The 21196-nt window shown below is 69.6% G+C and carries 17 protein-coding genes; 7 read left to right on the top strand and 10 right to left on the bottom strand.

Translation table 11 applies throughout. The annotated features are described in order from the left end of the window. Window positions 1-34: 34 nt before the first annotated feature. A complete protein-coding gene (locus ABIB25_RS01795; protein ID WP_354526974.1) occupies window positions 35-1123 on the bottom strand; it encodes a TDT family transporter in 1089 nt (362 codons plus the stop codon). Between the two features lie 174 nt (window positions 1124-1297). Here ABIB25_RS01795 and ABIB25_RS01800 point away from each other — a divergent pair, with 174 nt between their 5' ends. The 6 genes from ABIB25_RS01800 to ABIB25_RS01825 all read left to right on the top strand — a co-directional run bounded on the left by ABIB25_RS01800 (window position 1298) and on the right by ABIB25_RS01825 (window position 9269). Next, window positions 1298-2305, top strand: a complete 1008-nt coding sequence (locus ABIB25_RS01800; RefSeq protein ID WP_354526683.1) for a LysR family transcriptional regulator — start codon at window positions 1298-1300, stop codon at window positions 2303-2305. Then, window positions 2302-3375, top strand: a complete 1074-nt coding sequence (locus ABIB25_RS01805; protein ID WP_354526684.1) for an adenosine deaminase — start codon at window positions 2302-2304, stop codon at window positions 3373-3375. The genes ABIB25_RS01800 and ABIB25_RS01805 overlap by 4 nt, the downstream gene beginning before the upstream one ends. 72 nt (window positions 3376-3447) lie before the next feature. Next, window positions 3448-5169 (top strand): GGDEF domain-containing protein, encoded by a 1722-nt coding sequence (locus ABIB25_RS01810; RefSeq protein WP_354526685.1) that lies wholly within the window; start codon window positions 3448-3450, stop codon window positions 5167-5169. 204 nt (window positions 5170-5373) lie between these two features. Further along, a complete protein-coding gene (locus ABIB25_RS01815) occupies window positions 5374-7572 on the top strand; it encodes an acyltransferase family protein (protein ID WP_354526686.1) in 2199 nt (732 codons plus the stop codon). A gap of 233 nt (window positions 7573-7805) precedes the next feature. Beyond that, window positions 7806-8327, top strand: a complete 522-nt coding sequence (locus ABIB25_RS01820) for a DUF3145 domain-containing protein (protein ID WP_354526687.1) — start codon at window positions 7806-7808, stop codon at window positions 8325-8327. Window positions 8328-8480: 153 nt separating this feature from the next. Beyond that, on the top strand, window positions 8481-9269 hold the full coding sequence (locus ABIB25_RS01825) for a hypothetical protein (RefSeq protein WP_354526688.1): 789 nt from the start codon (window positions 8481-8483) through the stop codon (window positions 9267-9269). Between the two features lie 64 nt (window positions 9270-9333). Here the strand turns inward: ABIB25_RS01825 and ABIB25_RS01830 are convergent, their stop codons facing one another. The 9 genes from ABIB25_RS01830 to aceE all read right to left on the bottom strand — a co-directional run bounded on the left by ABIB25_RS01830 (window position 9334) and on the right by aceE (window position 20318). After that, the gene (locus ABIB25_RS01830) at window positions 9334-10788 is read right to left on the bottom strand and encodes an acyl-CoA carboxylase subunit beta (RefSeq protein ID WP_502919719.1); all 1455 of its coding nucleotides are present in this window, start codon (window positions 10786-10788) and stop codon (window positions 9334-9336) included. Between the two features lie 17 nt (window positions 10789-10805). Beyond that, complete coding sequence (locus tag ABIB25_RS01835; RefSeq protein WP_354526689.1) at window positions 10806-12029, bottom strand: beta-ketoacyl-[acyl-carrier-protein] synthase family protein; 1224 nt, start codon at window positions 12027-12029, stop codon at window positions 10806-10808. Beyond that, a complete protein-coding gene (locus ABIB25_RS01840; RefSeq protein ID WP_354526690.1) occupies window positions 12026-12268 on the bottom strand; it encodes an acyl carrier protein in 243 nt (80 codons plus the stop codon). Before ABIB25_RS01840 ends, ABIB25_RS01835 begins: the two co-directional genes overlap by 4 nt. Window positions 12269-12403: 135 nt before the next feature. Beyond that, window positions 12404-13387 (bottom strand): beta-ketoacyl-ACP synthase III, encoded by a 984-nt coding sequence (locus ABIB25_RS01845; protein WP_354526691.1) that lies wholly within the window; start codon window positions 13385-13387, stop codon window positions 12404-12406. Continuing rightward, window positions 13384-14361: an ACP S-malonyltransferase gene (locus ABIB25_RS01850; protein ID WP_354526692.1), complete on the bottom strand. Its 978-nt coding sequence runs from the start codon at window positions 14359-14361 to the stop codon at window positions 13384-13386. Before ABIB25_RS01850 ends, ABIB25_RS01845 begins: the two co-directional genes overlap by 4 nt. Window positions 14362-14490: 129 nt before the next feature. Then, a complete protein-coding gene (locus ABIB25_RS01855; RefSeq protein WP_354526693.1) occupies window positions 14491-15678 on the bottom strand; it encodes a PucR family transcriptional regulator in 1188 nt (395 codons plus the stop codon). Next, complete coding sequence (locus tag ABIB25_RS01860) at window positions 15675-16940, bottom strand: DUF5685 family protein (protein ID WP_354526694.1); 1266 nt, start codon at window positions 16938-16940, stop codon at window positions 15675-15677. Before ABIB25_RS01860 ends, ABIB25_RS01855 begins: the two co-directional genes overlap by 4 nt. 129 nt (window positions 16941-17069) lie before the next feature. Continuing rightward, window positions 17070-17273 (bottom strand): cold-shock protein, encoded by a 204-nt coding sequence (locus ABIB25_RS01865; protein ID WP_354526695.1) that lies wholly within the window; start codon window positions 17271-17273, stop codon window positions 17070-17072. A gap of 234 nt (window positions 17274-17507) precedes the next feature. Continuing rightward, a complete protein-coding gene (gene aceE / locus ABIB25_RS01870; protein WP_354526976.1) occupies window positions 17508-20318 on the bottom strand; it encodes a pyruvate dehydrogenase (acetyl-transferring), homodimeric type in 2811 nt (936 codons plus the stop codon). A 354-nt stretch (window positions 20319-20672) separates the two neighbouring features. On the opposite strand from aceE, the gene ABIB25_RS01875 reads away from it, so the two are divergent. Next, the gene (locus ABIB25_RS01875) at window positions 20673-21116 is read left to right on the top strand and encodes a DUF3052 domain-containing protein (protein WP_354526696.1); all 444 of its coding nucleotides are present in this window, start codon (window positions 20673-20675) and stop codon (window positions 21114-21116) included. Window positions 21117-21196: the final 80 nt, after the last annotated feature.

Here is a 21196-nt window from a genome sequence, read left to right on the forward strand (position 1 = left end):
GTCTTGCGATCGTCCCACCGGCACGGCGGGGCGTCTACCGGACCGGCTCGAAGATCTCCCCGGTGATCGACCGGCCGAGGGTCTTGGCCGATACCGTGCCCCATGCGGCGAGCAGGACCACGTACAACCCCACGGCCAGCGCATGGATCGCCGAGGCGCCGGTGGCGTTGCCCAGCGCGGTCGCGCCGGTGACGCAGGTGCCGATCGGGAAGGTGAAACTCCACCAGGTCAACGAGAACTCGAGCCCGCGCCGCGCACCGTGCACGGTCAGGGCGACGGCGAGGGAGAACATCAGCGCGCCGAATCCACCCATCGAGATCCCGTAGATCACTCCGAAGATCCGCAGACCTTCCGCCACCGGAGCGGCAACGACCGACCCGGAGGCGGCGCCCAGCAGATTGACCGCGGTGATCGACTGGCCGATCATGCCCAGCGTGATCCAGACCGTCGGCGCGGCCTGGACGGGCGGGAGCCCGCCGTGCACGAGCCGGGAGTAGACCAGGGTCAGGGTGATCATGCCGACGATCAGGCTCAACCCGAACATCGCGTAGCAGGCAAGCATGAGCATCAGGCGCAACTGCCCGGCCGGCACATGCGGTAGCAACAGCGCTCCGGTGGAGGCCGAGACCATCGGCGGGACCACGGGCATCAGCCAGGCCGGGAGAGCGACGGCAGTGTCGTGGTCGTGGCGGGTGATCATCGCGAACGGCACCCAGACGCTGGTGAAAAGTCCGAGCAGGGTGCCGGCCGTCCAGAGGACGAAGTCGGCGGTCAACGCGGCCGGGAGCCCGATGACGTCGCGGCCCAGCAGCAGGGCGCCGGACCCGACGGTCAGCAGAGCCATCGCCGGCGCGCCGTAGAATTGCGACATCACCGGATGACGGGCGTGCGCCAAGGCGTTGCGACGATGCCGCAGCCAGTGGATCGCGAAAGCCACCGACAGGCTGACCAGGGCGACGGAGGCCAGCAGCCAGATCCCGATGGCGAACACCCGAAGGCCGATCAGGTGCAGCGGCAGGGTGGCAGCGGCATTTGCGACGATGCCGGTGCCCATCACGGAGGCGAACCAATTGGGGGTGATGTTCTCGAAGACCTGTCCGGGGCGATCCAGGGCGGGCAACATCCGGCGTCCGGCGGGCGGAGGATCGGTGGTGGCGCGCTCGGGCAGGGACGTGGGGTCGAGGCGGCGGGATGAAGCGGTTGTGCTCACGAGGACGACTCTGCTCGCGCAGTGACCTGCCCGGTAGGGGTCGATCTCTTGTCGCGACACAAGCAGGACTTGTGGTCTGATAGCCAGATGCTGAGCCGCCGCGTCCCCGATCTGATCGCCCTGCAGCTACTGCTCGCCGTGCGTTCTGAAGGCAGTCTGGCGCTGGCCGGGACCGCGATGGGCATGACGCAGCAGGCGGCCTCGCTACGGATCAAGGCGATGGAGACCCAGATCGGGGTCCCGCTCGTGGTGCGCAGCACCCACGGGTCGACCCTGACGCCGGCCGGTGCGCTGGTGGCCGGCTGGGCCACGCCGGTGGTGGCTGCCGCCGACCGGCTCGACGCCGGCGTCGCCTCGTTGACGAACACCCGGGACGCTCACCTGCGCATCGCCGCCAGTTTGACCGTTGCCGAGCACCTGGCCCCGCGCTGGTTCCTGGCGTTGCGCGACGGGCAGCTGCGAGCCGGGCAGCAGCCGACGTCCCTGGAGATGATCACGACCAACAGCGAGGGTGTGATCCGGGCCGTGCTCGAGGGCACCGCTGACCTCGGGTTCGTCGAAGGGCCAGGCGAGCCACGAAAGGTGCGATCGGTGGTGGTGGGCCACGATCATCTGGTGGTGGTCGTCGCCCCGGGCCACCGTTGGGCCAGGTCAGGGCGGGCCATCGGCCCGGTGGAACTCGCGGGCACGGCGCTGGTCAGCCGGGAACCGGGATCCGGGACCAGGGAGGCGTTCACCAAGGCGCTCCGTAGCCGGTTACCGGCCGGCGCCGAGATGTCGCCACCGGCCATCGAGCTGGCCAGCGCGGCCGCGGTACGGGCCGCCATCGCCACCGGCACCGCCCCGGGCGCGATGAGCGCGCTGGCGGTGGCCGACGATCTTGCCCTCGGTCGTCTGGTGGAAGTGCCCGTTGCCGAGCTGGATCTGCGACGGGAACTGCGGGCGGTCTGGCTGACCAGCCGTCAGCCTCCTCCGGGCCCGGCCCGGGACCTGGTGGCCGTGGCCGCGCGATCGGCCACGGCTCTGGCCGACCGGCGTGGTCTGCCGACCTCGGCACTCCGGCGGCCGAGGACTTCTGCCAGGCTCGGGTCATGAATCTCCACGACTACATCGCCGGGCTACCCAAGGCCGAACTGCACGTGCACCATGTCGGTTCCGCCTCGCCGACGACGGTGGCGGCGCTCGCCGCACGGTACGAGGGCCGGACGGCGGTCCCGGCCGATCCCGGTCTGCTGGCCGACTACTTCACCTTCACCGACTTCGCGCACTTCATCGACGTCTACCTGTCGGTGGTCGATCTGATCCGGGATGCCCAGGACGTGCACCAGCTCACCTATGCCGTCGCCGCCGATCTGGCCGCCCAACAGGTCCGATACGCCGAGTTGACCGTCACTCCGTTCACCTCGGTGCGCGCCGGTATCCCCGCCGAGGAGTTCTGCGATGCGATCGAGGACGCGAGGCTGCGGGCCGAACGCGACTTCGGCATCGTGATGCGCTGGATCTTCGACATCCCCGGCGAGGCCGGGATCCCGGCTGCCGATGCCACCCTGGACATCGCCTTGCGGTGTCGGCCGCAGGGTCTGGTCGGGTTCGGGCTGGGCGGCCCGGAGGTCGGGGTGCCGAGGCCGCAGTTCGCCGCACATTTCGCATCCGCGCGCGCTTCCGGTCTGCACAGCGTCCCGCACGCCGGCGAATCGACCGGTCCGTCGACCATCTGGGATGCCATCGAGACACTCGGTGCGGAACGGATCGGGCACGGGATCGCCGCGGCGCGGGACGACGTGCTGATGGCCTTGTTGAAGGAGCGGGAAATAGCCCTCGAGGTCTGCCCGACCTCCAACGTGCGGACCCGGTCGGTGGCCTCGCTCGAGGAACATCCGTTGCCGTTGCTGTTCGCCGCCGGTGTTCCGCTGACCGTGAACTCGGACGATCCTTCGATGTTCTCGACCACGCTCTGTCGTGAGTACGAGATCGCCGCCGAGCTGTTGCATCTGGACGAGGACGGGGTGACGGCGCTGGCCGCAGCTGCGGTGAGGCATTCCTTCGCCGACGCCGCTGATCTGGCCCGCATCACGAGTGAGCAGATCGAGTACCGGGACCTAGCGGTACGAAACCCGCGTGCCGCACCCACAATCGGTGACAATCGGGGTATATTCGATAACTGAAAGTTACGAACCTGGGAAGCCGAACACGCGCCTCGGACACGGTTCGTCACCAGAACTGTGGAGGTTGGAGGAATGGTCGACTCGACGGGCACGGAGCGGCTCGCCGGGACGGGTCCGCCCCCGGAACGGCAGCACGGACCGTCAGGGATCGATGTCCGGTCGGTGCGGACGAGTGCGGTCGGTCTGTCCGTCCTACTGATCTGCCTGGTCCCGCTGACGCTCCCCGAGATCGACGGGTTCTGGCGTCTTCCGGTTGGTGCCGCCCTCGGGGTCGGTGTGCTGATCCTGCTCTGGTGCGCGTGGTTGCTGAGACCCGGGGCGAAATCCCCCTCCATGGTTCCGGGCGACACCGGTGACGCTGGCGGCAGGACACCGGGCGACCGGCCCACCTGCTCGACCGCCGAAGTCGACCCGGCCATGGACCGGCACTGGCGGAGATGCTTCACCGAGGTATTCGACACCAGCCCCGTCGGGGTCGCGCTGTTCGACGAACACTGCATCTTCGTGCGGGTGAATCCGGCCCTCGCCGAGCTGTTGGGTCGGCCCGCGGGCGAGCTGATCGGGCACGGACCGGGGGAATTCGGCCACTCGGACGATGTCGGCCAGGTCGACGACATCCTGCGTCGGATGGCCGAATCTGTCGCCGCCGGTGGAGACGGGATCATCCGCGCCGAACGCCGCTGGGTGAGGCCGGACGGGGAGCTCCGGACCGGCGCCCTCTCGGTCTCGCCGGTGCCTGGACCCGAGGGGCGCCGGTGGATGCTGTCGCACGTACAGGATCTGACCGAGCGCAAGCAGGTCGAGTCGGTCCTGCAGCAGTCGCAGGCCACGCTGACCGCGGTGGCGAGAGTGGCCAGGTGCGTGCAGTCCGGCGAGGACCCCCGGCAGGTGCTGGCCGCCGAGGTGCGGTGGCTGGCGCAGGCGATCTCGGTGTGCATCCTGGAGCCTGCGGAGGCCGGGCGCCTCACCGTGAGCCACTGCGTCGGACACCGGGTCCTCGGGACCCGACTCCGGCCGGGAACCGGAGCTCCGGGACGGATCTGGCTCAGCCATCAGCCCGAGCTGATCGACGAGGCGGGTCCGGACGACTGGGGATTCGGCAGTGTGACCGCCCCGACCGCCACGGCGACCAGCTGGTGGCAGCCGTTGCTGGACAACGGCACCGTCGTCGCGGTGCTGGCCGTGACCTGGGATCGCGTCCTGTCCGGCGCGGCCGACCCGTCGGTGCTGGCGGTCCAGTTGCTCGCGGAGGAAGCCGGCTCGGTGTTGACCGCAGCGAGGGTGCGGATGGAGTTGGAGACGCTGGCCGAGACCGACGCCCCGACCGGGCTGGAGAACCGTCGTGGCTGGCAGTCGAGTCTCCAGGAGCTGATCAGCTGGACCCAGCAGACCGGGGAACCGCTGACCCTCGCCCTGGTCGACCTCGATCACCTCAAGCGGTACAACGACACCTATGGACATCACGAGGGCGACGAGCTGCTGCGCAATTTCGCCGCGCGGGCGAGGGCCATGCTGCGAAAGGCCGACGTCATCGCGAGGTGGGGTGGTGAGGAGTTCTCGATCGGTCTGCCGGGATGCGCCGCGGGCGACGCCGCGCCCCTGCTGGACAGACTTCGTGTGCTGGTGCCCGACAGCCAGACGTGTTCCATCGGCTACGCCACCCTGTTGCCGACCGAGAGTGCCTCGCAGTGTCTGGTCCGAGCGGACGCCATGCTGTACCGCGCGAAGAGGGAAGGCCGCAACCGGGTGATCGGCTCCCCTGATGTCGCCCAGCAGACGTCGGCCGACGGCTGATCAGGCCCACCCGGCCCCCTCCCGCCTGCCGTTCATTCTTCACCCGTCAAACGTGGGTCGCTACGGTGTGGCTCCCCCCGTCGATGCACTACGCTCGCCTTCTGCCAGTTCGGCATCGGACTCTCGGTTGTCCAAAACATAGTTGTGCCCCATAGCTTTTCGCTTGTTCGGCAGGTTTGGGCCAACCAGCGGGGAGGAACACGCGTGACCCAGGATCTTGGCGGGAGGGTGCGGCGGGGCTACGCCGAAGGTCTGGACGGAATCCGGGCGATCGCCGTCATCGCGGTGGTGCTCTACCACGCCGGAGTGCCCGCCCTTCGTGGCGGATTCGTCGGCGTCGACCTGTTCTTCGTCGTCTCCGGCTACCTGGTGACGGCTCTGCTCCAGCGCGAGCACGACACCTCCGGACGGATCCGCTTCGGTGCCTTTCTCCAGCGCCGGGCGCGGCGTCTGCTGCCGGCCCTGGCCGTCATGGTGATCGTGGTCTGCGCCGCCACCCTGGCTCTCGGGCACGATCTGGGCGCCGGGCTGCGGAGTCAGCTGATCGGTGCATCGACGTTCTCGAGCAACTGGATCCAGCTGGGCACCGGGTCGTCGTACGTCTCCGCCGCCGAACCCGCCGTCCTCACCCATCTCTGGTCGCTGGCGGTGGAGGAGCAGTTCTACCTGCTCTGGCCGGCAGTCTGCGTGCTGCTGCTGACGCGGCTGGCAGCGCGCCGTCGACGGGTCGCTCTGGTTGCGCTGCTGGCTCTGCTGTCGGCTGTGGTGATGGCGGCGACCTTCGCGACGGGTTCGGATCCGACCCGCTCCTACGTGGGCACGGACAGCCATGGGTTCGGTCTGCTGCTGGGCGCCGCGCTGGCGCTGGCCCGACCCTCCTCGGACGTCGACCCGGTCTTGCGGCGGAGGCCGACCGCCCCACGCGGACTCGCTTCCGCGTGGGGTCCGATGGCACTCATGGTGGTGATCGGGGGTGCCTTTCTGCTGTCCGACACGGCCGCCGTCACCTACCGGGGTGGCCTGTTCGCGGTGAACGTCGCCGCTGTGGTGCTGGTCGCGATGGCGGTCAGAGGTGCCGGCCCGGTGCACACGCTGCTGCGTCGTCGGTCGCTGCGCTGGGTGGGGCGCCGCTCGTATGCCCTCTACCTCTGGCACTGGCCGGCGATCGTGATCGCCGACCGGATGCTGGGTCCGGCCATCGGCCGGCCGATGGCCGCCGCCCTCGCCGTCGGCGTTGCGGTCCTCGCCGCTGCGGCGTCCTGGAGATGGGTCGAGGAGCCGATCCGACGTGCCGGCGCCGCGGGATACCTTCGGTCGATCGGCCGCACCCTGGCGGGGAGTCAGACTGCCGGGTGCCGGCCGCCGGTAGCTCGCCGAAGTGTCGGGTGGGCCGCCGTCGGTACGTTCGGCCTGGTCCTGGGGATAGCCGCGTGCAGCGTGGTCGCCGCGCCACGGCAGAGCCAACTCGCGGTCTCGCTGGCGGCCGGGGAGGAGGCGCTGGCGCAGGCGAGTGCGAATCGGACCAGCCCATCCGCGCAGTCGGCTCTCCGGACGGACGCTGCGCCGTCGACGATCGGGATGACCGCATCGCCCCTCACGGACGCCGTTGCCGCGGTGTCACCACCGCCGGCCCCAGCCTCGGCCGGGTCGAAGGTGCCGCCAACCTCGACGCCAACCTCGACGCCAACTTCGACGCCGGACTCGACGCCCATCTCGATGCCGGCCGCGACGTCGGGCGCGCCCAGCCGGCCCATCGCCAAGGTGGTGAAACCGGTATACCCCAGGGCGACGCCGAAGACCTCCACGTCCGGCGCCGCGCCCGCCGGCCCGGCCAAGCAGGCCAAGCCGACCAAGCCGGTGAAACCACCCCCGACGAGCCGGACGCCGCCGGGTACGACCACCACCCGTTCGAGTCCACCTCCAGACGTCGATGGCTCGCAGATCAGTGCGATCGGCGACTCGGTGATGCTGGCGTCAGCGCCCGCGATGCTCGATCGCTTCCGCGGCGCCGACATCGACGCGGTGGTCAGTCGTCAGCTGTGGGACCTCGGCACCCTCATCGCTCCGAAGCTCGCCGACCGGCAACTCCGGCCCTACCTGGTGATCGGGCTCGGTACCAACGGCACCGATTCGGCGGCGCACATCGGATCTGCGCTGGCCGAACTGCCTGCCTCGGAGTGGGTGGTCCTGGTGAACGCCTTCGTGCCGGACAGCTGGCAGGACGAGGCCAACAACAACCTCGCAGCAGCCGCGGCGGCACGACCGCGTACGTGCCTGGCGGACTGGCATGCCGCCATCGGCGCACGCAAGGACCTGCTCGGACCTGACGGCGTCCACCCCGGAGCGGCCGGCGGACAGCTCTACGCCTCGGTCGTGGCCGAGGCGCTACGGCGCTGTCACTGACGGTGCTGCGGGACCTCGCCCGAGGTCCGTCCCCGGCCCGGGATGCCGGCAGGCCGTTCGACTTCGGCGGAAAGCTGGCGTCACGGTGGTATCACGGTGCACAATGGCCCCAGTGGAAGCAGCGTGTCCATCCCTGCGCGCAGGGTTTCGCTGCCTCACCGGTACACAGCACGCCGATCGATCGCGCATCCACGTCGGGGAAGACGTTGGAGCTCGAGGTGAGGTGGACTGTGGTGAATCGTGACAACGAAGCGCCGCGCGCGACGAGGGCGCAGGGCGTCATCTTTGTGCATTCGGCGCCCGCGGCGATCTGTCCGCACGTCGAGTGGGCGATTTCCGGAGTGGTCGGAGATCGCGTCTCGTTGTCCTGGACGGCGCAGCCCGCCTCTCCTGGCCAGCTACGCGCCGAGGTCGGCTGGAAGGGTACGCCCGGAACGGCCGGACGGATCGCCTCCGCGCTTCGCGCCTGGCCCATGTTGCGTTTCGAGATCACCGAGGATGCCTCTCACATCTCCGACGGCGAACGTCTCTGCCATGTCCCCGGCCGCGGCCTGTGGCGGTCCGCCATGGCGGCCAATGGCGATCTGGTGCTGGGCGAGGACCGGATCCGGAGTCTGATGGAGCGCGCGACCAGCCTCGACGGACTCCGACATGCGCTTTCCGAAGCCCTGGGCGCGGAGGTCGACGCCGAACTGGAGTCGTTCCGACGGGCCGGTGAGGGAACTCCCGTCACGTGGTTGCACCAGGTCGGCTGAGCCGCCCGGTCGCGGTGCCCGCTGGACGTCGAAGGCGACGCGGCGGCCATTGCGGTCGACCGTCTCTGCTCGGGACAACCTGACCGGATCCTGAACGTCTCTCTCCTGGACCTCTGCGACCGGCGGGGGATCGATGAGGGATGGAGCTCGGCGTTGCCCCTTCGTGGCCGGCGGTTGACCATGGTCCTGACGGCCGCACTCGTGGCCGTCCTGGTGCTGGGCGGTGCGTCGGCACTGGCCATCTCGGCGCATCGAAGTGGCGTCGAGGGTTCGGCCGGCGCCGGGGCCACGAATGCTTCGTCCTCGCCCGGCGATAGTTCAGCTGCCGTCACCGGACCTGGTGTGGCCGCCGCAGTGTCGCCGGCGAAGTCCGGATCCGATGGTTCGGAGCCGTCGTCCCCGAGTCCGTCGTCGGGCACTTCCGTCGCTGGTCCGGGTGCCACGACGTCGAACTCTTCGACAGGGCCGGCCCCCTCGGCTGATCCGCAGGCCGGCGGATCCTCCCCGGATCCGACCAGCGCACCGGCCGGTCCGTCGAACAATCTCACGGTGCAGATGTCGCCGTCCTCCCGAGCGCACCCGAGGGCGCAGGACGTCCAGCTGCTGCTGCAGGGCTTCTTCGACGCCATCAACCAGCACAACTACGTGAGCTGGACGCAGTCCGTGACCGGGGCGATGGAGTCGCGGCAGACCAGCGAGGCCTGGCTTCAGGCCTACGCGACGACCGTCGACTCCAGCATCTGGATGGAGTCGATGCGAGACGACCCGCTGCAGGTCACGCTGCGTTTCACCTCGCAGCAGGACGTCGACCTGGCGCCCAAGGACCTCCAGGCGGCCTGCATCGACTGGACTCTGACCTACCAACTCGCCGCTGAGAACGGCCGCTTGGTGGTCGGCTCGACCGTACCCGGCAGCGTTGTCATGGCCAAGTGTGCTGGTTAGCTCAGCAGACTGGGGCGGCTGCATCCGGATGTTCGGGACGGCTGGAGGGGGATGTTCGGGACGGCTAGAGGGGAATATTGCTGTGGGCGCCGCGGCCGGCCGGGGCCGAGGCGAGGGCCTCGGCCACCCGACGCCGGGTCTCGGACGGACTGATGACCTCGTCGACGACGCCCAGCTCGATCGCGCGGTTCACGCCACCGGCGACCTTCTCGTGCTCGATGGCCAGGGCAGCGTGCAGGGCCTCGCGTTCGTCGTCAGGAGCGGCAGCGAGCTTGCGCTTGTGCAGGATCCCGACGGCCGCCTTGGCACCCATGACGGCGATCTCCGCGCCCGGCCAGGCGAACACCGCGGTGGCGCCGAGCGACTTGGAATTCATCGCGATGTAGGCCCCGCCGTAGGCCTTCCTGGTCACCAGCGTGACCCGTGGGACAACGGCTTCGGCGAAGGCATGCAACAGTTTTGCGCCGCGCCGCACCACCCCGTCCCACTCCTGGCCGACGCCGGGCAGGTAGCCGGGCACGTCGACGATCACCAGCAGGGGAATGCCGAAGGCATCGCACATCCGGACGAACCGTGACGCCTTCTCGGCCGAGGTGGAGTCGAGGCAGCCGCCCAGCCGCAGCGGGTTGTTGGCGACGACGCCGACGCTGCGGCCGGCGAGCCGACCGAGACCGATGACGATGTTCGGGGCCCACTTGGCCTGCAGCTCCTCCATCGGCTCGTCCAGGATGCGGTCGATCACCGGGCGGACGTTGTACGCCCGGTTCCGCTGCTCGGGCAGGACGTGTTCGAGTTCGGGGTCGTCGACCATGCCGGCCACTCCGGCGATGCCCGGCCGGGAGAAGAGGCTGGAGACCCGGCGGGCGCGGACGTAGGCGTCGTCCTCCGAGTCCGAGACGATGTGCACCACACCGGATTTACGTCCGTGGGCGGACGGCCCGCCGAGGGCCTCCATGTCGACCTGCTCACCGGTCACCGATCGGACGACATCCGGTCCGGTGACGAAGATCCGGCCTTCCGGGGACATGATCACGACGTCCGTCAGCGCCGGCCCGTAGGCGGCGCCACCGGCGGCCGGCCCGAGCACCACGGAGATCTGCGGCACCCGTCCGGACGCCCGGACCATCGCAGCGAAAACCTGCCCGACACCGTCGAGGGCTTCGACACCCTCGGCCAGGCGGGCACCACCGGAGTGCCAGATGCCGATCACCGGGATGCGCTCCCGAATGGCGGCGTCGATCGCGTCGACGATGTGACGGCAGCCCGCCGACCCCATCGCACCGCCCATCCGGGTGGCATCGGTGCAGTAGGCGATGACCTTCGCGCCGTCGATCCGGCCGCGCACCACCGACACTCCGGAGGTGTCGGTCGGGTGGAGAGCCACCACCGTGTCGACATCCAGCAGCTTGGCCAGCCGGATCTCCGGCTCTCGGAAATCGAGCTGGCGGGGGCCGGGTGCGGCAGCCGGTGTTGCTGCGGCTGCCTCAGCGGTCGGGGTGCTCACGCGTGCTCCTGACATCTACTTGGTGAAGACCGCTACTTGGTGAAGACCAGCGCGACGTTGTGACCGCCGAAACCGAAGGAGTCGTTGACGGCCGCGGTGAGCTCGACCTTGCGGGTCTCGGTCACCACGTCGATCTCGATCTTCGGATCGAGGTCGAACACGTTCTTGGTGCCGGGCACGATGCCGTGCTTGACGGCCAGCACGGTGGCGATCGCCTCGACGGCTCCGGATGCCCCCAGCATGTGACCGGTCATCGACTTGGTCGCCGTGACCACCGGGTGGTCTCCGATGGCACGCAGAATCGTCTTGGACTCGGCCACGTCGCCCACCGGAGTGGACGTGGCGTGCGCGTTGACGTGCCCGATGTCCGCCTTGGTGAGGCCGGCCGAACGGAGCGCCTTGGCGATGGCGCGACTGCCACCTTCGCCGTTGGGCTCCGGGGCGGTGATGTGGAAGGCGTCGTTCGACATGCCGATACCGGCCAGCGTGCCGTAGATCTCGGCTCCGCGTGCCACCGCGTGGTCGCGACGCTCGAGCACCATCATGCCGGCGCCCTCACCGAGGACGAATCCGTCCCGTCCGAGGTCGAACGGCCGCGAAGCCGTCGTCGGATCGTCGTTGCGGGTGCTCATCGCACGCATCTGCGAGAAGCCGGCCACCGGGAGCTGGTGGATGCAGGCCTCGGCACCGCCGGCGATCGCGATGTCGATCTCCCCGGCCTTGATCAGGGTGTAGGCCCAGGCCATGCCCTCGGCGCCGGCCGCACAGGCGGCCACCGGGGCATGGACGCCGCCGCGGGCCTTGGCCCATAGACCCACGGCGGCGGCCGGGCCGTTCGGCATCAGCATGGGGATGGTCATGACGGCCACCTTGCCGATCCCGGACTGCTCCAGGATGTCGTCCTGACCCAGCAGGGTCAGGGCGCCACCGATACCCGTTCCGACCACGACGCCCATCCGTTCGGGGTCGATCTCCGGTGAACCCGCATCCGCCCAGGCCTCGCGGGCGGCCACCATGGCCACCTGCTGCGACCGGTCGAGCCGACGGGCCTCGACCCGCGGGATGATGTCGGTCGGTTCCACGAGCAGAGGCGCGTGGATGGCCACCGGGAGGTTGTACTTCTCCACCCAGGGTGCGGTGTTCGCCGTGACGCCGATGCGGCCGTCGAGCATGGCCTGCCACGTGTCCGGAGCAGTGCCGCCGATCGGCGACGTGATGCCGATCCCCGTGACGACGACGTCGTGGTCCTCGCTCATGCCTTGTTGGCGTCGATGTACGTGACGGCGTCACCCACGGTCTTGAGCTTGGCCAGTTCGTCGTCCGGGATCTTGACACCGAACTTGTCCTCGGCCTGCACCGCGATCTCGACCATCGACAGCGAGTCGATGTCAAGGTCGTCGGTGAAGGACTTGTCGGCGGTGACGTCGGCAGCCGGGACGCCGGCGACCTCTTCGACGATCTCGCCGAGGCCGGCGAGGGTGTCCTCGTTGCTCACGGTGGTTCCTTTCGGTGGTGATGTTCCTGCCGGGGACCCGGGAGGATTGTGTTCAGCGATCCCCGCTGGTGCGGGAGTTGCGTGCACAGGGCGAATTCTGCCCCAGCGGGCGGGGCGCTCAGCGCCGACAGGCAGTCACGGGCACAGGAACACCTGTCCGGCGTAGGTGAGTCCGGCGCCGAAACCGACGGCCAGGATCACCTCGCCGGGGGAGACCTGTCCGGCCTCGCGCATCCGGTCCAGAGCGATCGGGATGGATGCCGACGACGTGTTGCCGGACGTGACGATGTCCTTGGCCACCCGCATCTCCGGACGCGCCCCGGCCGTGACCAGCTTCTTCGCGATCGACTCGACGATGCGCAGGTTGGCCTGGTGGGTGACCAGCACGTCGATGTCCGACAGCTGCAGGCCGGCCAGCTCGACGGCCCTGATGGCCACCGGCGCGATGGCCGACGTGGCCCAGCGGAAGACGGCCTGACCCTCCTGGATGAAACTGCCTGCACGCGACTCGATCCGGATGGCCTGGGTCTGCTGCTCGTCGCTGCCCCAGGCGACCGGTCCGATCTCCGGCTCGTCGGAAACGGTCACCACCGCAGCGCCGGCGCCGTCGCCGAAGATGATCGCAGTGGCGCGATCGACGGGGTCGGTCCAGGCGGTCAACTTCTCCGAACCGACGACCAGCACGTTCCTGGCGCTGCCGGCGCGGATGGCGTGGTCGGCGGCGGCCAACGCATAGCAGAAGCCGGCGCACGCGGCGTTCAGGTCGAACGAACCGGGAGCAGAGATCGACAGGGCCAGCGCGATCTGGGTCGAGGTGTGGGGGACCTGGGACTCGGTGGTGCAGGTCGCGACGATGATGGTGTCGATGTCCGACGGGTCGAGACCGGCGTCGGCCAGAGCCTTCCCGCCGGCGATTGCGCCCATCGACGCGACGGTGTCCTGATCGCCGCCGACATGACGCTCGGCGATCCCGACCCGGCTCTGGATCCACTGGTCGTTGGTGTCCATGATCTTGGAGAGGTCGTCGTTGGTGACGATCCGCTCCGGTCGGTAGTGGCCCAGCCCGACGATCTTCGATCCTGCCGTCGGGGTCGGGTGGGAGATCTTGACACCACTCATGCGTTGGACCTCACTGTGCTGTTCGACGCTGGGCCGTTCGGTGCAGCGGTGCTGATTCCAGACGCGCCGCTGTGTTCCTCGATGAAGGCTGCGGCCTTGTCCAGGTCGTCCGGGGTCTTGAGGGCAAGGGTCGCAACGCCTTTGAGGTCCCGCTTGATGAGACCGACCAGGGTGCCGGCCGGTGGCAGTTCGAGGACGCCGGTGACGCCCAGGCGCCCGAGGGTTGCCATGCAGAGGTCCCAGCGCACCGGCCTGGTGACCTGGGCGGTGAGCAGTTCGAGGTAGACGGACCCCGACGCCACGACCGAGCCGTCGGAGTTGGTGAGCAGCGGGCGCGCCGGATCTGCCGTGGTGATGCCCGAGAGGGCGGCGTGCAGGGCGTCCCGAGCGGCGGCCATGTACTGGGTGTGGAACGCCCCGGCGACCGGCAGCGGGATGACCCGCGCTCCTGCCGGGGGGGCCGCCGCCAGGGCAGCCAGTGCCTCGATCGAGCCGGCGGCCACGACCTGGCCGCCGCCGTTCACGTTGGCCCCCACCAGGTCCAGTGCCTCCAGAGCGGCGAGGACGGCGTCCGTGTCGCCGCCGAGCACGGCTGACATGCCGGTCGGGGTGATGGCGCAGGCCCGGCCCATGGCCGCGCCGCGGATCCCGGCCGTACGTACGGCCGCTTCCGGGTCGATCACGCCGGCGACCGCGGCGGCGGCCAGTTCACCGACCGAATGACCGGCGGTGACGGCTGAGGCCGGGAGAGCGAGGGTGGAGGCCGCCAGCAGGGCGGAGGCGACGACCAGCGGTTGGGTGACCGCAGTGTCCTTGATCTCGTCCGCATCGGCGGTGGTACCCAGCCGGACGAGGTCGAGTTCGGCGGCCGCGGTGAACCGGGCGGCCAATGCGGCGAGTCCCTCCACCTCCAGCCAGGGTAGGAGCATTCCGGGCTTCTGCGATCCCTGTCCAGGGGAGACGATGGCCAGCACCCGTTCAGCAAACCACGACGCGGACCCGGATGCGTGGTCGTCGGTCCTACCAAGTCCCCCTCCGGTCCTTGTAGGAATCCTCTAAACGAGGGTGCGTATTCGGCCAATGGTCGGCTGGACCTGTCAGGGTCAGACCGAATCGGCGAGGCGCCCGACGGTGAGCGCGATCTGCAAGGTGAAGGCCTCACGGCTGGTCGTCGCGTCCAGCCCGGTGATGTCGCTGATCCGTCGCAGCCGATACCGAACCGTGTTGGCGTGGACGAAGAGGAGCCGGGCGGTCGGTTCGAGGGCGCCGCCGGACGCCAGGTAGGTGTCCAGTGTTCCCAGGAGCGGTTCTCCGGCGGCGAGCAGGGGGGAATACACGCTGCGCCGCAGGTAGTCTGCCGCCTCGGCGTCGCCGGCCAGCACCCGTTCGGGCAGCAGGCTGTCGGCGTCGACCCCGCGCGGCGCGTCGCGCCATCCGGCAGCGGCGCGGAGGCCCGACAGCGCCGTCCGCGCCGAGGCCATCGCCCCGGACAGGCCGGTCCCGACGGGTCCGCGCACCACCGGTCCGTCACCGAAGATGTTCAGTAGGGAGTCGACGCCCTTGGCGAGGACCTGCTCGGTGTCGGCCGCCAGGATCAGGATCAGCCGGTCGCCGTGCAGTCCGGAGAGCGCGGACACGCCGGCCGCCGCGGCCCGATCCGCAGTCCCGGCGAGGGCGGCAGACCGGGATCCGACGACCACCGCGACCTGACCGGAGAAGTCCCAGTTCAGGGCCGAAGCCCGCGAGGCCAGGGAATCGCCGCCGTCTCCCCGCACGATGCCGTCCACCACCAGTGCTTCCAATCGCTGGTCCCAGGCACCGCGGGATTCGGCGGCGGCCGCGTAGACCCCGGCAGCGGAGAACGCGACCTCCCGGGAGTAGCGCAGCAGCGAATCCGCCAGCGCCGCCGACTCGGCCGGGTCCGTGGCCAGCGCCGGCAGGTGCTCCTCGGCCACCGAGATCGCGATCCGGACCAGTTCGACAGTGCGGCGGAGCGTGACGCTGCGCGCCAGTTCTCGGGGGGCGGCGCCGAAGACGGCCTCGGTGAGCTTGAACCCGTCGAGGCCGCCGCGGGCCCAGCCGACGTAGCCGGCGATGCCAGCCTGAGCGACCAGGGTCACCCAGCTGCGCTGCAGCGCCGGCAGCGTCCGGAACCACGGCAGCCGCTCGTCCATCAGAGCGACCGAGCGGGTGGCCAGGCCACTGGCGGCGCGCTCCACCTTCAGCAACGTCGCATCGCTGACGGCCGGCCGAGCCGATTCGGCGAGTTCTGCGTCGATGGTTCCGGTCACCCCTGCAGGGTGTCACGACCGCTCGGCGGGGACGGGTGTCCGGTCGGCTGGTCGGTCGGTCCGGCCGTGGGGGGTGGGTCCGCGTGGTGGGTCGAGGAGCAGTCGCAGCAGTCGCAGCAGCCCCCGTCGCAGCAGTCGCAGCAGCTGCCGTCGCAGTTGCAATTGGTGCATCCGGGCTCGTGACGGCGCCCGGTGCAGGGGTTGTCGTGGCTGGCGCAGAGCGCGTAGCCGGTGCAGTACACGCCGACCCAGGGCAACACGTTGCGCCAGAAGGACCGACTACCACCGGGTCCCGGTGGCGGGTCGCCTGGCGCCGCCGGCGGGTGACCCGGATGGCCGGCGATCGGCCGTCCCCCGGGCGCCGCCGGCTCCCACGATGCGGTCGCGTCGAGGACGCGCGGGTCGAAAACACGGTGCACCGCAGCGTGTACGGCGTCGACCAGCAGGATCCGGATCAGCCGGTCGTCGGTGAGCTGCAGCCTCGACAGCCCGTTCCGGATGGTGTCGGCCAGCTGCCGGCACAGCGCCCTGGCGTCGGCCAGGGTGTGCCCGGTCGCGGTCAGTGGGTTGAAGTCGCCGGCCCGCGCGTCGCGGTCCAGGTCCTCCGCTGCGTCCATCACGTGCGCCAGAGCTCCGTAGGCCTCGCCGATCTCGCGCAGCGCACCGGCGTTCGCCGGGGCCTCGGCCAGGTCGGCGGTGGCCGCGAAGATCGTGCCGGCTGCGATCGCAGAAGGGGCGGTGACGGCCAGCAGGGAGTCACCCGGCCTCGTGGTCAACTCCAGATCGGCCTGCCGGGCCAGGTCGGCCAACATCCCGGGGGCGTCGATCGATGTTGACATGGCGCGGTCCGCGAGCGCCCGCCTGCGCAGGCCACCGGCCAGGCCGGCGGCGGCCGCGCTACGGACCGGGTGGGCCGAGTTCACCCCGGATCGTTTCTCCTGCAACACATCAGCCGCTTTCGCGGCGGCCAGCGTCAGGGATGCGGTGCCGGCGAACCGGGCGGACAACTCGGCCGGCGCGATCACCGTGGCCGTGCGCATCCCGCGGAGCGGACAGGGTCCGGCCGTCACGGTCGAAGCCGCGATGCTGCGTTGGGCCTGCAGGAGTACCGACGTCATCACGGCGTCGGTATTGGTTGTGACTCTCGACAGCTGGCCGTGCCGATCCCGGAGCGAGAGGCACAGACCGCAGAGGTGGGCCTGCCACTGCCGGTGGAGCTGGTCGTCGAGATGGTGTCGGCAGGGGGCGATCAGACCGAACATCTGGGGTCCCTTCGTCGGCCCGCATTGGCGGGCGCGGGCGCAACATGCCGGGCCGGTATCGCGGCGGCGATACCGGCCCTCATGTGCCGCTGTTCCCGGCCGGGCAATGATGTACGCGGCCGGAGCGGGTCACTCCGGGGTGACGCCGGTGGCCTGCGGGCCCTTCGGTGACTGCTCGACCTCGAAGGTGACGCGCTGGCCCTCTTCGAGGGACTTGTAGCCCGACCCGCCGATGGCCGAGTAGTGCACGAAGACGTCGCCGGATCCGTCCTCGGGGGAGATGAACCCGTAGCCCTTCTCCGCGTTGAACCACTTCACAGTTCCCTGCGCCATGCTGCTCTCCTGAAGCGTTGTCCACGGTGGGCCCGCGGGGTGGAACACCCCGGCCGGTGCCGTTCTCCGACCGAGGGGATGCGCCTTGACCCCGTGAAGTGCGCGAGGCGCCGGAGAGAAGAGCAACAACGCGCCCGAAGATACCGCGGCGGCAAACCGGTTGGCCAGAGCCCGTGCGGCCATTTCACAGACCGCCCGGAGCTCCGACAACCGCTGCCGCGGAGAGATCTTGGGTCAGGAGTCGCCACCTGCGTTACCCGAGGTCCCGGCCTTCGCGTCGTGCAGTTGGTAACGCCCGACTGCTTCCGAAGCGGCGCCCTCCCGGTAGCCGCCCTGACGTTCAAGAGCGGATAAAGCCGCGACCACCATCGACGGTCCGTCGATGAGGAAATGGCGGCGGGCGGCGGCTCTGGTGTCTGAGAAGCCGAAGCCGTCCGCGCCGAGGGCGACGAACTCCCCGGGTACCCACGGCGCGATCTGGTTCTGCACCGCACGCTGGTAGTCGCTGGTGGCGATCACCGGTCCGGGGCGGTCGGCCAGGGCGCTGGCGACATACGGCTCGGGGTGGTTTCCCGAGGGGTCGAGCAGCTTCGCTCGCTCGATCGTGTCGCCCTCGCGGCGCAGCTCGGTCCAACTGGTCACCGACCAGACATCGGCCGCCACGTCCCAGTCGGCGGCGAGCAACTGCTGGGCCTCGAGCGCCCACCGCACCCCGACGCCGGAGGCCAGCAGCTGCACCCGGGCCTTGCCCTCGGTCTCCTTGGCCGGCGAGAGCAGGTACATGCCCTTGAGCAGTCCTTCGACGTCGAGACCTTCTGGCTCCGCCGGCTGGACGTACGGCTCGTTGTAGAGAGTGATGTAGTACAGGATGTCCTCGCCGCCGAAGTCCCCGGCAGACCGGGTGACGCCGGAGCCCGACGCCTCCGGGCCGCCGTACATCCGGCGAAGGCCGTCCTTGACGATGTGTCCGATCTCGTACCCGTAGGCCGGGTCGTAGGCGACCACGTGCGGCATGGTCGCGGCGAGCAGGTGCGAGTGCCCGTCGGCGTGCTGCAGGCCCTCGCCGGTGAGCGTGGTGCGGCCGGCGGTGGCGCCCAGGACGAACCCGCGGCACATCTGATCGCCGGCGGCCCAGAGGCCGTCCCCGGTCCGCTGAAAACCGAACATCGAGTAGAAGATGTACATCGGGATCATCGGCTCGCCGTGGGTGGCGTAGCTGCTGGCCACCGCGGTGAACGTCGCGACCGAACCGGCCTCGTTGATGCCCTCGTGCAGGATGACGCCCTGCTCGGACTCCTTGTACGCCAACATGAGGTTGGCGTCGACGGCCGTGTACAGCTGGCCGGCCGGGTTGTAGATCTTCTGCGACGGGAAGAACGAGTCCATGCCGAAGGTCCGGGCCTCGTCCGGGATGATCGGGACGATCCGCTTGCCGATCTCCTTGTCCTTGAACAAATCTCGCACCAAGCGGACGAATGCCATGGTGGTGGCGATCTCCTGCTTGCCCGATCCGCGGGTCAGCACCTTGTAGGTGTCGTCGCCGGGCAGCTGCAGTGGCTTCGAGGTGACGCGACGCTCGGGGATGTATCCGCCGAGCCGGGCCCGCCGCTCCTTGAGGTACTGGATCTCCGGAGCATCGTCGCCGGGGTGGTAGTACGGCGGCTGGTAGGGATCGGCCTCGAGCTGCGCGTCGGAGATCGGGATGTGCAGTTCGTCCCGGAACGACTTGAGGTTGTCCAGGGTCAGCTTCTTCATCTGATGGGTGGCGTTGCGGCCCTCGAACGAGGACCCGAGGTGGAAACCCTTGATGGTCTTCGCCAGGATGACCGTCGGCTGCCCGACGTGGTGGGTGGCGGCGTGGTAGGCCGCGTGCACCTTCTTGTAGTCGTGGCCGCCGCGCTTGAGGGCCCAGATCTCGGCGTCGCTCATCGACGACGTCATGGCCTTCGTCCGGGGGTCGCGTCCGAAGAAGTGCTCGCGGACGTAAGCGCCGTCGTTGGCCTTGTAGGTCTGGTAGTCGCCGTCCGGCGTGGTGTTCATGAGATTGACCAGGGCGCCGTCCTTGTCGGCGCGGAGCAGGGTGTCCCACTCGCGGCCCCAGACCACCTTGATGACGTTCCAGCCGGCGCCGCGGAAGAACGACTCCAGCTCCTGGATGATCTTGCCGTTACCGCGGACCGGGCCGTCCAGCCGCTGGAGGTTGCAGTTGATCACGTACGTCAGGTTGTCCAGTCCGTCGATGGCCGGCAGGTGGATCAGCCCGCGCGACTCGACCTCGTCGAGCTCGCCGTCGCCGAGGAAGGCCCAGACGTGCTGCTGGGACGTGTCCTTGATGCCGCGGTGGTGCAGGTAGCGGTTGACCCTGGCCTGCGCGATGGCGTTCATCGGGCCGAGGCCCATCGAGACCGTCGGGTTTTCCCAGAAGTCGGGCATCAGCCGGGGGTGGGGGTAGGACGGCAGCCCGCCGCCCGGGTGCGAGACCTCCTGACGGAAGCCGTCCAGCTTGTCGGTCGACAGTCGCCCCTCGAGGAACGCGCGGGCGTACATGCCGGGCGATGCGTGCCCCTGGAAGAAGATGTGGTCGCCGCCGCCGGGGTGGTTCTTGCCGCGGAAGAAGTGGTTGTAGCCGACCTCGTACAGGCTCGCGGACGAGGCATATGTCGAGATATGTCCACCGACGCCCACGCCCGGCCTCTGGGCGCGGTGCACCATCATCGCGGCGTTCCAGCGGATCCAGTTCCGATAGCGGCGCTCCACCTCCTCGTCACCGGGGAAGAAGGGCTCCGACTCGGTCGCGATGGTGTTGATGTAGTCCGTCGTCGTCAGCGCGGGGAGCCCGACGTGCCGCTCTCCGGCCCGGCCAAGCATCCGCATCATCAGGTAGCGCGCCCGCTGCTGGCCGCCGGCGTCGACCATGGCGTCGAAGGAGTCCAGCCATTCCTGGGTCTCCTCCGGATCGGCGTCCGGGAACTGGGCGGCGAAACCGTCGCGGATCAGGTGGTGTCGTGAGGGGCCCGTCTCGGGTCCGGCCGGCCGCGGCGTCATGCTGGAGGAAGCCAAGGGATCTCCTCGTCAGGCGATCGGCGGCGGTGATGTGCGATGGGCACGTGCTCGCGTCGACCGGTTGGTCTCAGGCCGCCCCGGGTGGGAGCCGCCGCCTACCATCCTTCCGCATCATTCAGCGCTCTGCCGCCGCGGGCTGCGGTGGACAGCTGTCGGCCGCCCACGATCGGGCCCAAGGGTGGGTCGGGAGTTCTCGGACTGCGGGTTGCTTGCATAATGTGGTCCACGCCGGGGCACTTCCAGCTGGTGATGCCGAGCACGGTGTCGCATTCTCAAGGCCGCACGGGTTCACAAGCATCTATGGAGGGTTCACCAAGTGGGAAGGCGCGACAACACGTGAGCGAGGTCTCGGGACAGGCGCAGGGCTCCTCCGAGAGCAGCGTCGCTGTCCGGCTCGGTCTGAAGGCCGGCGACGTCGTGGGGGAGATCGGCTACGACGACGACGTCGATCATGATCTGCGGGACGCGGTGGAACGCATCATCGGGTCCGAACTACTCGACGAGGACGCGGATGACGTCCTCGACGCGGTGGTGCTGTGGTGGCGAGAGGACGACGGTGACCTGACGGACGCGCTCGTGGACGCGATCACCCTGTTGGCCGACACCGGGGTCATCTGGCTGTTGACGCCCAAGACCGGGCGGGCCGGCTATGTGGAGCCCAGTGACATCGCCGAGGCCACCCGGACTGCGGGGCTCTCGCAGACCACCACCGTCGCCGGGGGCACCCAGTGGATGACCGCCAGGTTGGCGCGCGCGAAGCAGGGCCGGATCCGCAGGTAGCTTGTGGTCATCGGATGCCTGCCAGGCAGCTCCGGTCAACAGCCAACACCAGCCATCGTCAGCAGTGGGAAGGGGCCATC

Origin of the sequence: Nakamurella sp. UYEF19, assembly GCF_040546275.1 — a bacterium.
Classification (GTDB): domain Bacteria; phylum Actinomycetota; class Actinomycetes; order Mycobacteriales; family Nakamurellaceae; genus Nakamurella.